Origin of the sequence: Winogradskya humida (genome assembly GCF_016862215.1) — a bacterium.
In the GTDB taxonomy this organism is placed as follows: Bacteria; Actinomycetota; Actinomycetes; order Mycobacteriales; family Micromonosporaceae; genus Actinoplanes; species Actinoplanes humidus.
This window is the reverse complement of sequence record NZ_BOMN01000023.1, coordinates 93,764-105,950: the sequence shown is the minus strand read 5'-3', so window position 1 is coordinate 105,950 and position 12,187 is coordinate 93,764. Positions and strand designations below refer to the sequence as shown.

The 12,187-nt window shown below is 69.7% G+C and carries 13 protein-coding genes and 1 riboswitch; of the genes, 5 read left to right on the top strand and 8 right to left on the bottom strand.

Going from position 1 to position 12,187, the window contains the following annotated elements; translation table 11 throughout:
* Window positions 1-178: 178 nt before the first annotated feature.
* Complete coding sequence (locus tag Ahu01nite_RS09685; RefSeq protein ID WP_239158742.1) at window positions 179-1,210, top strand: LacI family DNA-binding transcriptional regulator; 1,032 nt, start codon at window positions 179-181, stop codon at window positions 1,208-1,210.
* Between the two features lie 53 nt (window positions 1,211-1,263).
* Here Ahu01nite_RS09685 and Ahu01nite_RS09680 read toward each other — a convergent pair whose 3' ends face one another.
* From Ahu01nite_RS09680 to Ahu01nite_RS09660, 5 genes are all read right to left on the bottom strand, one after another.
* The gene (locus tag Ahu01nite_RS09680) at window positions 1,264-1,956 is read right to left on the bottom strand and encodes a LysM peptidoglycan-binding domain-containing protein (protein WP_203836110.1); all 693 of its coding nucleotides are present in this window, start codon (window positions 1,954-1,956) and stop codon (window positions 1,264-1,266) included.
* 1 nt (window position 1,957) lies between these two features.
* Window positions 1,958-2,151: riboswitch (cyclic di-AMP (ydaO/yuaA leader) on the bottom strand.
* A gap of 129 nt (window positions 2,152-2,280) precedes the next feature.
* Window positions 2,281-2,586 (bottom strand): DUF2064 domain-containing protein, encoded by a 306-nt coding sequence (locus Ahu01nite_RS09675; protein WP_203836109.1) that lies wholly within the window; start codon window positions 2,584-2,586, stop codon window positions 2,281-2,283.
* A gap of 16 nt (window positions 2,587-2,602) precedes the next feature.
* Window positions 2,603-3,733: an o-succinylbenzoate synthase gene (menC, locus tag Ahu01nite_RS09670; protein WP_203836108.1), complete on the bottom strand. Its 1,131-nt coding sequence runs from the start codon at window positions 3,731-3,733 to the stop codon at window positions 2,603-2,605.
* Complete coding sequence (locus tag Ahu01nite_RS09665; RefSeq protein WP_203836107.1) at window positions 3,730-4,422, bottom strand: GNAT family N-acetyltransferase; 693 nt, start codon at window positions 4,420-4,422, stop codon at window positions 3,730-3,732. Before Ahu01nite_RS09665 ends, menC begins: the two co-directional genes overlap by 4 nt.
* On the bottom strand, window positions 4,419-5,537 hold the full coding sequence (locus Ahu01nite_RS09660) for a M20 family metallopeptidase (protein ID WP_239158741.1): 1,119 nt from the start codon (window positions 5,535-5,537) through the stop codon (window positions 4,419-4,421). The genes Ahu01nite_RS09665 and Ahu01nite_RS09660 overlap by 4 nt, the downstream gene beginning before the upstream one ends.
* A gap of 44 nt (window positions 5,538-5,581) precedes the next feature.
* Between Ahu01nite_RS09660 and Ahu01nite_RS09655 the strand changes: the two genes are divergently transcribed.
* The 3 genes from Ahu01nite_RS09655 to Ahu01nite_RS09645 all read left to right on the top strand — a co-directional run bounded on the left by Ahu01nite_RS09655 (window position 5,582) and on the right by Ahu01nite_RS09645 (window position 8,952).
* Window positions 5,582-7,177 (top strand): serine/threonine-protein kinase, encoded by a 1,596-nt coding sequence (locus Ahu01nite_RS09655; RefSeq protein ID WP_203836106.1) that lies wholly within the window; start codon window positions 5,582-5,584, stop codon window positions 7,175-7,177.
* A 119-nt stretch (window positions 7,178-7,296) separates the two neighbouring features.
* The gene (locus tag Ahu01nite_RS09650; protein WP_203836105.1) at window positions 7,297-8,235 is read left to right on the top strand and encodes a ricin-type beta-trefoil lectin domain protein; all 939 of its coding nucleotides are present in this window, start codon (window positions 7,297-7,299) and stop codon (window positions 8,233-8,235) included.
* A gap of 354 nt (window positions 8,236-8,589) precedes the next feature.
* Window positions 8,590-8,952 (top strand): hypothetical protein, encoded by a 363-nt coding sequence (locus Ahu01nite_RS09645; RefSeq protein WP_203836104.1) that lies wholly within the window; start codon window positions 8,590-8,592, stop codon window positions 8,950-8,952.
* A 165-nt stretch (window positions 8,953-9,117) separates the two neighbouring features.
* On the opposite strand, the gene Ahu01nite_RS09640 is transcribed toward Ahu01nite_RS09645, so the two are convergent.
* Window positions 9,118-9,426 carry a hypothetical protein gene (locus tag Ahu01nite_RS09640; RefSeq protein ID WP_203836103.1) on the bottom strand — a complete coding sequence of 103 codons (309 nt, stop codon included), beginning with the start codon at window positions 9,424-9,426 and terminating at the stop codon, window positions 9,118-9,120.
* Between the two features lie 193 nt (window positions 9,427-9,619).
* Here Ahu01nite_RS09640 and Ahu01nite_RS09635 point away from each other — a divergent pair, with 193 nt between their 5' ends.
* Window positions 9,620-10,030: a hypothetical protein gene (locus Ahu01nite_RS09635; RefSeq protein WP_203836102.1), complete on the top strand. Its 411-nt coding sequence runs from the start codon at window positions 9,620-9,622 to the stop codon at window positions 10,028-10,030.
* A gap of 440 nt (window positions 10,031-10,470) precedes the next feature.
* Here Ahu01nite_RS09635 and Ahu01nite_RS09630 read toward each other — a convergent pair whose 3' ends face one another.
* Window positions 10,471-11,514 (bottom strand): NAD(P)-dependent alcohol dehydrogenase, encoded by a 1,044-nt coding sequence (locus tag Ahu01nite_RS09630; protein WP_203836101.1) that lies wholly within the window; start codon window positions 11,512-11,514, stop codon window positions 10,471-10,473.
* 85 nt (window positions 11,515-11,599) lie between these two features.
* Window positions 11,600-12,157 carry a TetR/AcrR family transcriptional regulator gene (locus tag Ahu01nite_RS09625; protein ID WP_203836100.1) on the bottom strand — a complete coding sequence of 186 codons (558 nt, stop codon included), beginning with the start codon at window positions 12,155-12,157 and terminating at the stop codon, window positions 11,600-11,602.
* Window positions 12,158-12,187: the final 30 nt, after the last annotated feature.

Sequence of the window (12,187 nt, the reverse complement as noted above, 5' to 3'; positions counted from 1 at the left end):
TAAACATCATGCTCCACGTCGGCGGGAAGGGCCCAGTGGCAGGCATTGTTTCACGGAAATCAATATCGTGATGTTAACGTAAACATCGTGGTGATCGTTACACTGCCGCAGCGGATCGTCAAGAGGAGTCGCAGGTCGTGCCGGATTTTGTTGATCATGACTCAGGGCTCTGTTGATCATGGCTGACGCTGCCCGCCGCCGGCCCCGGCGCGGCGTATCGATGGCGGACGTCGCGCGCCTGGCCGGGGTTTCGTCACAGACCGTGTCGCGCGTGTCCACCGGGCATCCCAGCGTGGTCGAGTCGACCCGCCAGCAGGTGCTGGCCGCGATGCAGGAGCTCGGCTACCGCCCCAACAGCGCGGCACGGGCCCTCAAGCGCGGGGAATTCCGCACGCTCGGCGTCATCCTGTTCACCCTGGCGACCACCGGCAACAGCCGCACGGTCGAAGCCATCCTGGCCCAGGCAGCCCAGGAGGGGTACGCGATCACGCTCATCCCCGTGGCGATGCCGACCCAGGACGGCGTGCTGGGCGCGTTCACCCGCCTCGGCGAGCTCGCCGTCGACGGCGTCGTCGTGATCATGGAAGTGCACCTGCTCGACGCCGCGAATCTGGAGCTGCCGCCGAACATGCAGGTCGTGGTCGTCGACTCGGACGCAGGCGAGCGTTACCCGGTCGTCGACACCGATCAGGCGGACGGCGCCCGGCAGGCCACCCGGCACCTGCTGGAGCTCGGCCACGAGACGGTCTGGCACGTCAGCGGCCCGATCGAGTCGTTCGCGGCCGGGCGGCGCACCCAGGCCTGGCGCGAGACCCTCGAAGCCGCCGGAAAGACCGTCCCGCCGCCGCAACTGGGCGACTGGACGGCCGAGTCGGGGTATCAGGCCGGGCTCGTGCTCGCCCAGAATCCCGGCTGCACCGCGATCTTCGCGGCCAACGACCAGATGGCGCTGGGCGTGATGCGGGCCTTCCACGAGCAGGGCCGCTCGATCCCGGGCGACGTCAGCGTCGTCGGCTTCGACGACATCCCCGACGCCCACGCGTTCTTCCCCCCGCTGACCACGGTCCACCAGGACTTCGCGGAGGTCGGCAGGCGCTGCGTGGAGGGCCTGCTGCGCCAGATCCGCAACGAACCCGGCTCGCCCGGCACCGACCTCGTCCCCACGCGCCTGGTCCTGCGAGGGAGTACCGCTCCCCCACGCTCTGCGTGAGAGAGGGTCCGGCCGCCCCACGGGGGAGGACGGCCGGACCGGTCTCACCTGGTTCAGACCGCGAGACGCTGACCCGGGAAGATCAGGTTCGGGTCGCTCACGACACTGCTGTTGAGCTGGTACAGACCGCGCCAGCCACCGCTCACGTGCTTGCTGCTCGCGATCTTCGCCAGGGTGTCCCCCGACTTGACCACGTAGCTGCGCCCGGTCGCCTTGACCGAGGTGGCGGCCTTCTTCGTGGCCTTGTGCGCCGTCGTCCGCGAGGTCGTCGACTTCTTGTGCGTCGAGGTCGTCGACTTCTTGTGCGAGGTCGCCTTCTTGTGCGTCGAGGTCGACTTCTTGTGCGAGGCCGAGGACGACGATCCGCCGGTGTTCTTGGCGGAGTAGGACTTGGACGAGCCGGCCTTCTTGCCGCAGACCGGCCACGCACCGATGCCCTGACCGTCCAGCACCTTCTCCGCGATGCGGATCTGCTGCGAACGGCTGGCCTTGTTGGCGGTGCTGGCGTACTTCGCGCCGCCGTAGGCCTTCCACGTGCTCCGGCTGAACTGCAGGCCCCCGTAGAAGCCGTTACCGGTGTTGATAGCCCAGTTGCCGCCGGACTCGCACTGCGCTACGGCGTCCCAGTTCACACTGGACCTCGCCTGCGCCGCACCACCCGATCCGAGCAGGACGGCCGTTCCGGCCGCACCCGCCACGAACAGGCCGAGGGCACGCAGAGACTGCTTGCGGACATGCTTTGCCATGAAAGATGAACCTCCACGCCTGTGAGGTCAGCTGTCGGATTCGGGCGAGGTAGCCCGGCCGTCCCGCGCGGTTATGGCGGGTCCGGCTTCACCCCGAGGCGCGCTGCAGCACGCCGAGGAACTTGGGTCCCCCACTTCCTGCCTTTGGTCAAAGGTCCCGGCCCGGTCGGCGGCAGGAATTCGGCGTTGCCGACCGCGGGGCCCGCGTCAGCGGACTGGCCGACGGTAGCCAGGCCCCGGGGGTGTTCGGCAAACTTCCGGCCCTAAAGGTGAGCTTGTTTACATCCCTGGCATGGCCCATGAATGCCCACGAAACTGCCTATTTCACCGGCTCGCCGGGAGCGTCGGCAGCAGCGCGACACGCAGTCCGAGCCGCAGTGCAGCCAAGGTCAACGCACTCGAGTCGGCGTTGGTGTCGAGGTCGGTCGCGTGGACGGGTTCACGCAGCCCGAAGGCGTACCATCCGCCGTCCGTGGTGGCCCCGATGACGACGTCGAAGTTGCGCAACAGGTCGTAGGCGTCCCGCACGAGCTGCGGCGTGAGGTCGGGGGAATCAACCGTGATCATGAGGAAGTCGTCGCGGCGGTGGACGCTGCGGGTGGCGGCGGCGCAACGGAAGAACCGGGTCATGCTCCTGAAGTGGTCGTTACGGCCCGGAAAGTTGCCCGTCCCGGCAGGAAATCCACTCTGTGTTCGTCGTCACATCATCGAGAATGTCCGGAACGGGCGAAACTCCCAGGCCAGGCCCCTGCGGTACGCGCAGATGCCCGTCCTCGAGCACGAACGGCTCGGTGATGTCCGTGGCGAAATACCGCCCGGACGCCGACGTGTCCCCCGGCAGGGTGAAGCCGGGCAGTGCGGCGAGAGCTACGTTGGCAGCACGCCCCAGACCGGTCTCCAGCATCCCGCCGCACCACACCGGGATCCCGTGCGCCGAGCACACGTCGTGGATGCGCCGGGCCTCCAGATAGCCACCGACCCGGCCGGGTTTGACGTTGACGATCGCGCAGGCGCCCAGCGTGATCGCCGCGGCAGCGGTGCGCGCCGACGTGATCGACTCGTCCAGGCAGACCGGGGTGGTGATCCGCCGGGCCAGCTCGGCGTGGCCGAGCACGTCCTCCTCGTCGAGCGGCTGCTCGATCAGCAGCAACCCGAACGGGTCGAGCCGGGCGAGCTGCCGGGCGTCGCCCACGGTGTAGGCGGTGTTCGCGTCGACCTGCAGCAGCACGTCGTCGCCGAAACGCTCGCGGACGGCGCGGACCGGCTCGACGTCCCAGCCGGGCTCGATCTTCAGCTTGATCCGCAGGTAGCCCTCGGCGAGGTAGCCGCCGACGGCGTCGAGCAGCTCGGGGATCGAGTCCATGATCCCGACGGAGACGCCGCAGGGCACCCGGTCGTGCACGGCGCCGAGCTCACGGGCGAACGAGCGCCCGGCGGCGCGCAACTCGGCGTCCAGGACCGCGGTCTCCAGCGCCGCCTTCGCCATCCGGTGACCCTTGAACTGCTCCAGGGCCGGGCCCACGGCGTACGCGTCGAGCTGCCCCACAGCCGCAACAGCGGGCACGAGGAAGCGCCGCAGCACGTCGGCTGCCGCGTCGACGTACTCCGAGGAATAGCGGGGATCGGACATCGCCACGCACTCGCCCCAGCCCTCGGCGTCGTCGGTGACCACGTGCACGAGCAGCACGTCGCGGGCGGTCTCCGTGCCGAACGAGGTGCGGAACGGGCTGAGCAGCGGCATCGCGACCCGGCGCAGCTCGACCCCGGTCAGCCTCATGCCGGCCGCCGCAGGACGTATCCCCGGGCCCGGTCGAATCTCACGAAACCGGCACCCGACGCCATCAGTCCACCGAGGACGTCGCGGACCTCGAGCCGCCATCGCGCGGCTGCGGCCGGATCGTGCGTACGCAGAGATTCGATGTCAGCCGGAACCGCCACCACCACGTCCTCCCCCTCTGGTGCTTCCCTCGGCTGCCCGGTCAGGTCCCAGCGGACCAGGAGCCGGTCGGACGGGTCGTCGCCGTTGATCACGTCGTGCATCGGCCCGTAGAAATCGGTGAGGTACTCCACCGGCTCGGCACCGAGCTTGACCAGGTTGAAATGGGCGTTGCGGGCCACGAGCGGGTCGTAGGTCCACGTGATCGCGTCCGCGCCGTGTGCGAGGGCCCACTCGCGCTGGTGCTGCTTGAGGGCGTATCCGACACCCCGGCCGACCACCGTGCGCGTGACGCCGGCGACGTGGCTGTGCAGTTCCCGCTCGGCGGGCGGCCCGAAGAACCCGACACAGCCGCCGACCACGGCGTCGTCGTCGTACGCCGCCGCGATGTAGTTGCCCGCCTTGGCGAGCGCCCGCAGCATCTCGACCCCGAGCAGCGGGGCAGGCCCGTCGTGCCAGATCCCGCCCAGAACCACGTCCAGCGCCGCCAGTTCGGCGAGCCCGTCCACCGTACGGATCTCGAGGGTCATCGCCGTGCCAGCTCCTCGACCAGCCCCGCGATCAGCGCCGCCCGGCCGGGAAGCTCTGCCACGAGGACGTGCTCGTCGTCCGCGTGGGCGCCACCGCCGACCGCGCCGAGCCCGTCCAGGGTGGGTGTGCCGATGCCACCGGTGAAGTTGCCGTCCGAGCCGCCGCCGACCGCGGCGGACCCCGGCACCGGCAGCCCGAGCCGCGCGGCGACCTCGGTGGCGAGGGCGAACAGCTCCGCGGTGGCCGCCGGCATCAGCGGAGGCCGATTGGGTCCACCGAGGACCTCGAGCCGGGAGCCCGGCAGCGCCGGGCGCAGCGCGTGCACGGCGGCGTCCACGCGGGACTGCTCGACGGTGTCACGGACCCGGACGTCGACGGCGACCTCCGCGGTGGCGGGAACGGTGTTCGACGCGGTGCCACCGGTCAGAAGGGTGGGCGTGACGGTGGTGCCGAGCGCGGGATCGCCCAGTGCGGCGAGCGCCAGGACCTGGTGGGCGAGCTCGATCGTCGCGTTGACACCGCGTTCGGGTTCGAGACCGGCGTGGGCGGCGCGGCCGTGGGCCCGTACCCGATACATCGACGTGCCCTTGCGCTCGGTCTTCAGCGCTCCCCCGGCGGCGGCCGCCTCCAGCACCAGGGCCGCGGCGCACCCGGCGGCTTCCTTCTCGATCAGCGCGCGGGAGGTCGGCGAGCCCAGCTCCTCGTCACAGGTGATCAGCAGCGTCACACCGTCCGGCGTGGACAGCTCGGCGAGCACGTGGAACGCGAGCACCAGCCCGGCCTTCATGTCGACACAGCCGGGGCCGCGCAGCACGCCGTCGCGGATTCCCCACGGATGGGTGCTCAGCGACCCGGACGGCCACACGGTGTCGTGATGGCCGAGCAGCAGCACCCGGGCCGGCCCGGCACCGAACCGCCAGCGCAGATGGACCAGGCCCTCGACCTCGATCCGCTCGGGCGGCGCGCCCAGCAGGCGGGTGCCCATCCCCGCGACGACCTCGGTGCTCGCCGCCAGGGCCACCGGATCGACGGAGGGTGATTCACAGGTCACCAACTGCCCGATATCGCCCAGCATCGCCGGCAGACGGGCGGTCATCCGGTCCGGCAGGCTCATACCCGGTCACTTTACGGTGCGCAGACCCGATAGTGTGCTTTCCCGTGACCCGGCCCCTGCGTCCTGGCGACCCGACTGAACTGGGCGGTTACCGCCTGCTGTCACGATTGGGCGAGGGCGGGATGGGTGCGGTCTTCCTCGGCCGCGCCGACGACGGCCGGCTGGCCGCGATCAAGGTCATCCGCCCCGAGTACGCCTCCGACGACGAGTTCCGCAACCGGTTCCGCAGCGAGGTCACCCGGGCCCGGCAGGTCCCGCCGTTCTGCACCGCCGCGGTGCTCGACGCCGACCCCGAGCACGAGACGCCGTACCTGGTGGTCGAGTACGTCGACGGTCCCGACCTGGCCCAGGTGGTCGACGACAACGGCCCGCTGAGCGGGGGCAACCTGCACAGCGTGGCGGTCGGCGTGGCCACCGCGATCGCCGCCATCCACGGCGCCGGGGTCATCCACCGCGACCTCAAGCCCCGCAACGTGCTGTTCTCGCTGGGCACCCCGAAGGTCATCGACTTCGGCATCGCGCGCGCCGTGGAGATCACGAGCAAGCACACGCGTACCGATCAGATGGTCGGCACTGTCGCCTACATGGCGCCGGAGCGGTTCGACTCCGACAGCAGTGCCACCGGCCCGGCCGCCGACGTGTTCGCCTGGGGTGCGGTCGTCATGTACGCGGGCACCGGCCGCACGCCGTTCGCCGGGGACACACCCGCGGTCACCGCCGCGAAGATCCTCACCCAGCCGCCCGACCTGGACGGCCTGCCCGACCCGTTGCGCGAACTCGTCGCCCGGACCCTGGCCAAGGACGCGCGGGAACGCCCCACCGCGCACGAACTGCTCGACATGCTGCTCACGGCGGGTTCGTCGACCGAGGCGCAGAACCTGGCCGGGCGTCCCGAGCTGCGGCAGGCCGCCGAAGCCGCGCGGGCCACCCGCCCCCGGGTCCCCCGCAGGCGCGGCCTGATCGCCCTGGCCTCGGCCGCCGCCCTCGCGGTGCTGGCCGGTGGCGGCCTCGGCGTCGCGCACGCCGTCAATTCCGGCGACTCGGAGAAGGCCGAGGCGCAGGCGCTCTTCCCCGTCGCCGCGCCGGCACCCCGCGCCGTCCGGGGCCTGTCCGTGATCGACCCGCTCGACCGCCCGGGCCAGTGGAAGCAATCAACCGGTGACTCGGGCGGCACGTGCGTCTTCGCCGATGCCGCGCTGCGGGTCACGACCGACGAGGCCAACACGTACGACTGTCCCGGCCCGACGGACAGCTTCGCCGGCGACCAGAGCATCGAAGCCGACGTCACGGTCATCAACCCGGGCAGCTGCGCGCAGATCCGCTTCCGGGCCAACGGCCGCAGCGACTACCTGCTCTCCGCGTGCCCCGGCCAGGTCGAGCTGGCCCTCGAGAACGACGACCAGAAGACCACCCTGACCTCGGTGGCCTCCGAGGACTTCCGGCTCGGCAGCACCCGGCGCGTCCGCATCGACCTGCGCGCGCAGACGGCAACCGTCTCGGTCGGCGGCAACCCGATCTTCCAGGCCCCGATCACCGACGCCAGCCTCGTCGCCGGTCAGGTCCGGCTCGGCGCCGACAGCGACCCGAGCGACGGCCCCGGCCGGGCCTCGTTCGCCAATGTGGAGATCCGCTCTTTGTAGCGGTCCACCACCTCGCTGTAACGCATCCCCGCCGGTTGATCCACGTCGATGAACCTCGCGTATCTTGACGTACCGGTCGGTTGCGGGGCTCATCAGGGCTCATTACGGCGAGGGTGGGCATGGCGGACAATCACGACGGTGACATCCCGGAGCAGCACGACCCGGTGCTGGTCCGCCCGTACATCACCACTGAACCGGGCGGTGCGGCGCCCGCCGGGCACGACAACCGGCAGCACGAGGTCTGGCCGCACGCCGCGATGCTCCCCGAGGACGCCACCGACACGCTGCCCGCGGTCCCGGCCGCCCCGGCCCCGGACGCCGCCCCGAAGACCTTCGCCCGTCAGCGGCTGGTCGTCCTCTCCGGCGTCGCGGCCATCGCCGTGGTCGCCGCGGCCGGCATCGTCCTGTTCACCGGCGACAAGACGGAGAACCCGTCCGACCCGGCGCAGATCGCCGCACCGGTGTTCACGGACGAACCCGGGGCCACCGGCTCACTCGGCGCCGCGACCGCCACCCGCAAGAGCTCCCCCGGTACCTCGGCGAAGGCGAGCCGCAGCGCCCGCGCGTCCAGCGGCGCCTCGGGCCCCTCGGGCTTCGACGTCCCGGCCGTACCGCCCGCCGGGCAGTCGTCGCAGGGCCAGACCCCGACGTCCGCGGGCACGCCGACGCCGACCCTCGACCCACCGCCCGCCGCGGACCTCACCGGCCCGATCACCGGCAACAGCGGCCGCTGCCTCGCGCTGGGTGGCCTGCTCGGCATCGACAACACCCCGATCCAGACCAACGGCTGCAGCGGCGTCAGCTACCAGAGCTTCACCCTCGCCCCCGACGGCACGATGCGCGTGGCCGGCCACTGCACCCAGGTCACCGATGACGGCACGGTCCGCACGGTCGGCTGCGACGACCGTGCGAGCGCCCAGTGGCGCACGGGCCCCGGCGGCACCCTGGTCAACCCCGCATCCGGCCTGTGCCTCACCGACCCGGGCAGCTCCGGTGCGACCGTCCGCGTCTCCGCCTGCACCGGCTCCGCCGACCAGGTCTGGAAGACCGCGGCCTAGGCGTCTCCCACGGCCGGTGACCAGGGAAGCAGTAAGACTGCTCACTTGAGATCAACGGCCGACCGGCCGCCGGCGAGACTCAGAACAGGTCGGTAGCCCTGCCAGGCCGTGTAGCTCTCTGGGGCAACGGGGGGACGCTCCCGGACGCACCGCCTGCTCATGCCGATGACAACAAGACGGCCGACGAACTCGTGGCGCGGTGAGCAAAGGATCGCCCTCCCGGGATCCATCCGCCACTACTTTACGGCTATCTGAATACTCACTATCTGCCATTCGAACTTGTGTGATCCCCCTCAACCCGACAATGGCACACCCGCCCTTCCGATAATGGGGCTCCTTGAGAAGAATCAAGGAATGAAATACGCTCAGCTGGAGATTTTCACGACCGTTGAACTGGCGTGGATGCGTGACCCGACACGGCGCCGGAACCACTCCGCGGCAACCGAAGAGTTCCGGCGTGAGCACAAGGTTCGGCGGGCCTTCGGAAAAGCTCTCGGCCACACCACCCGGCTACGGCGCGACTCTCCCGAAGCCCGGACACCGGACGGCAAGCTGATATGGATCGAGGCCGCACGAGCGTTGTTCCGTGAGGCGAACTCCCACCGGGCACAGGTCGTCGCTGACCATGAGCGCGACCGCAGACGTGCCACCGGTGACCTGTTCGACTGGGGCCGGTTCACCCACCGCTGGCTTGCGAAGTACGCCGCCTCCTACTAACCGGACTCCACGTCGAACCCGGGGCTTGACACGACAATCAACGCGCGCACGTGAAAGCACGCAACTAAAGTCCACGACCGGTGGCGAGTCCGGCGGGAATGGACGCGACATGGGCGAAGCGGCGGCTCCACGCCTACGCGATGAGAGTGCGCCTTGCGCTCCCTCTTACAGAGGCTGGTAAGCGTCGTGCTCGCCGTAGTAAATGACGGCAAACGTTGCCTCTTCGGGAGTGGGGATGGTCCCCTGCCGCCACTCGCTCCAGACCTCGACGGTTTCGCGGGCTAGATCAACTTCGAGTAGGTAGTGGTGACCTGACTCGGTTGTCACGCCGTCGGGAACGTCGTCCCCTTCAAGTACTACCGCGTCGGCCGACGGTGTCCACGGACGCTTGGCGTAGATGGTTGGGCCTGCCGAGTACCCATCGCCGATGGGGATGTCATGGAGATTGGTGATGACTTCAAGGAGGCTCGGCACGACCACGATCGTATGGTCCGCAGCAGTCGGTTGAAATAAGAGCAGCCATTCGTGCTCGTACGCTGCGCTCATTTGCCGCGGGCAGCGTGCTGCCCTGCGCACGGTAAGTGGCCGTCGTGTGGACGGCCGCTTTGTCAAGGACTGGCCCAGGTCGGTCAGCTGGTTCCCGCCGACCCTGTGGTGTGCTCACGGGATGATTACTGCGCCCGTGGCGTTGCTCGCGGCGGTGGCCGCTCATGCAGGATTCCAGGTGTCGATGACCGTATTGGTCTATCCGGCCCTGGCCCGTGTGCCGGGCGAAGGCTGGGCCGCGGCCCATGCCGCACACAGCAGGGCGATCACTGCGCTGGTCGCCGTGGTTTATGGGCTGCTGGCGGTAGCCTCGGGGTGGGCGCTGTTCACTGGGCCGGGCGCGTGGACCTTGGCCTGCCTCGCGGCGGTCGCGGTGGCGGTGTCGGTCACCGTGCTGCTCGCCGCGCCGGCGCACGGCCGGCTGGCCGCCGGCCACGACCCGGCGCTCCTTCAGCGGTTGTTACGAGCGGACCGGGTCCGGGCGGTAGCCGCTGTCCTCGCGACGTTAGCGGCAATCCCGGCCGTCTGGTGACGAGCAGGCCCCTTGGCGAGCCATGCGGAGTCGGCCCACCGGCGACTTCTATGCTGCCGACGCCGATTGGCCCGCGGTTCTCGAGACCGTGTTCGGCCTCGGTGTGTTCCGTGTCTTGGAGGACTACTCGGAGCCTGACAACGAGCTGCGCGAGTTCCATTCCGCCGCAGAGGTGTCCGACGGTCGACAGGGACGAAGCTTGGCGTTGTTCGTAGTGACGCGTACGCCGCCCAAATCAACCGCCGGTGCACTCAACTGCCGCGGATATCGAACGGTCCCGCCGGTCGGCAGCCGCTCCAGGTGGCCCGCAGCCGGTACGCCCAGTGCAGACGCTGACGGTGCGTTCGTGGTTGTTGCCGTTGAGGGGCTGGTCAGGGGTGATCCAGCGGGTTGCTTTTTTCGGCCGGATCACCGCCTGAACCTGACTCAGTTGCCCGCGGTCAGGCGAGGGTCGCGATGTCGATTACGAAGCGGTAGCGGACGTCGGACTTGAGCACCCGGTCGTACGCGTCGTTGATCTCGGTTGCGGCGATCAGCTCGGTCTCCGGGGAGATGCCGTGCTCGGCGCAGAAGTTGAGCATCTCCTGCGTCTCGCGGATGCCGCCGATCGACGAGCCGGCGAACGAGCGCCGGTTGTTCATCAGGGTGAAGGCCTGCACCGGCAGCGGCTCGGGCGGGGCGCCGACGTTGACGAGGGTGCCGTCGAGGGTGAGCAGCGAGAGGTATGCGCCGATGTCGACCTTCGCGCTGACCGTGTTGATGATCAGGTCGAACGAGTTGGCGAGCTTCTCGAACGTGGCGGGGTCCCCGGTCGCGTAGTAGTGGGCGGCGCCGAGCTTGCGGCCGTCCTCCTGCTTCGACAGGGTCTGCGACAGCACGGTGACCTCGGCGCCCATCGCGTGGGCGATCTTCACGGCCATGTGCCCGAGACCGCCGAGCCCGACGACGGCGACGTTCCTGCCGGGGCCCGCCTTCCAGTGGTGCAGCGGGGAGTACGTCGTGATGCCGGCGCAGAGCAACGGCGCGGCCTTCTCGAACGGCAGGTTCTCCGGCACGCGCAGCACGAAGTCCTCGTCGACGACCACGTGCGTGGAGTATCCGCCCTGGGTGACGGTGCCGTCCCGGTCCACCGCCGCGTAGGTGCCGGTGTTGCCGGCCAGGCAGTACTGCTCCTCACCGGCGAGGCAGTTCGCACACTCGCGGCACGAGTTCACCATGCAGCCCACGCCGGCCTTGTCGCCCACCGCGTGCTTCGTGACCTCGGAGCCGACTTCCGTGACAATGCCGACGATCTCATGACCCACAGTCAGCGGGTACGCCACCGGGCCCCACTCGCCGCGCACGGTGTGGATGTCCGAGTGGCAGATCCCGGCGTACCGGATCTCGATGAGTACGTCCTTCGCCCCGACATCCCGGCGCTCGATCGTGGTACGGACGAGCGGCTCGGTCGCGGACGGGGCGGCATATGCGTTGACAGTCTTCATGATCCTCCTAGTGAACACCCTGCCGGGAAAGTTCGCTCTCGAAGCGCGCGAGGGTGTCGACCGCAAGGAGGAGCACTTCCCGCGCTTATGCGGTGAGGAATTCCTTGTGGGCCTCGTCGATCAGATCGGACAAGGGTCGCTGGTTGCCGGGCTGGTTCCAGCGGTTGCGTGCGACGAAGAACATCGCGACCGCGGCCCACCCGGACACGACGGCGGCGGCGTCAGAGGTGCCACGGTCGCGGAGAGCGGCGGCTATGGCGTCCGCCAGGGTGGCGCGTTTGACCATCTCACGTTCTTGCAGCTCAGGGCTCGCGGCGATGACGGCGCCCAGCTGGATCGCACCCTCGCGATACCGCTCGTAGAGCGTGTCGGAGGCGAGCATGAGGCCGGCCACCGCGGCGTGCAGCGGGTCGGTGCCGGATGGCTGGGCGCGGATCTCGGTGGCGATCAGGTCGTCGGAGGCCAGCTGGCCCGCGAAGACCACCTCGCGCTTGTCGGCGAAATGATGGAAGAAGGTCCGCCGGTTGAGGCCGGCCCGCTCGGCGATCTGCGCGACCGTCGTCTTCTCGAAGCCCTGCTCGACGAAGAGGCTCAGCGCCGCGTCACGCAGCCGCCCGTACGCGTCAGGCTCCCATCTCACCACGTCCCCAAGCCTACCCGATTGCACTCAGTG

What these genes read in the sequence shown, in the direction of transcription:
- Ahu01nite_RS09685 (WP_239158742.1), top strand. Translation starts at nt 179, where the DNA reads ATGGCTGACGCTGCCCGCCGCCGGCCCCGGCGCGGCGTATCGATGGCG.
- Ahu01nite_RS09680 (WP_203836110.1), bottom strand. Translation starts at nt 1,956, where the DNA reads ATGGCAAAGCATGTCCGCAAGCAGTCTCTGCGTGCCCTCGGCCTGTTC.
- Ahu01nite_RS09675 (WP_203836109.1), bottom strand. Translation starts at nt 2,586, where the DNA reads ATGACCCGGTTCTTCCGTTGCGCCGCCGCCACCCGCAGCGTCCACCGC.
- menC (WP_203836108.1), bottom strand. Translation starts at nt 3,733, where the DNA reads ATGAGGCTGACCGGGGTCGAGCTGCGCCGGGTCGCGATGCCGCTGCTC.
- Ahu01nite_RS09665 (WP_203836107.1), bottom strand. Translation starts at nt 4,422, where the DNA reads ATGACCCTCGAGATCCGTACGGTGGACGGGCTCGCCGAACTGGCGGCG.
- Ahu01nite_RS09660 (WP_239158741.1), bottom strand. Translation starts at nt 5,537, where the DNA reads ATGAGCCTGCCGGACCGGATGACCGCCCGTCTGCCGGCGATGCTGGGC.
- Ahu01nite_RS09650 (WP_203836105.1), top strand. Translation starts at nt 7,297, where the DNA reads ATGGCGGACAATCACGACGGTGACATCCCGGAGCAGCACGACCCGGTG.
- Ahu01nite_RS09645 (WP_203836104.1), top strand. Translation starts at nt 8,590, where the DNA reads ATGAAATACGCTCAGCTGGAGATTTTCACGACCGTTGAACTGGCGTGG.
- Ahu01nite_RS09635 (WP_203836102.1), top strand. Translation starts at nt 9,620, where the DNA reads ATGATTACTGCGCCCGTGGCGTTGCTCGCGGCGGTGGCCGCTCATGCA.
- Ahu01nite_RS09630 (WP_203836101.1), bottom strand. Translation starts at nt 11,514, where the DNA reads ATGAAGACTGTCAACGCATATGCCGCCCCGTCCGCGACCGAGCCGCTC.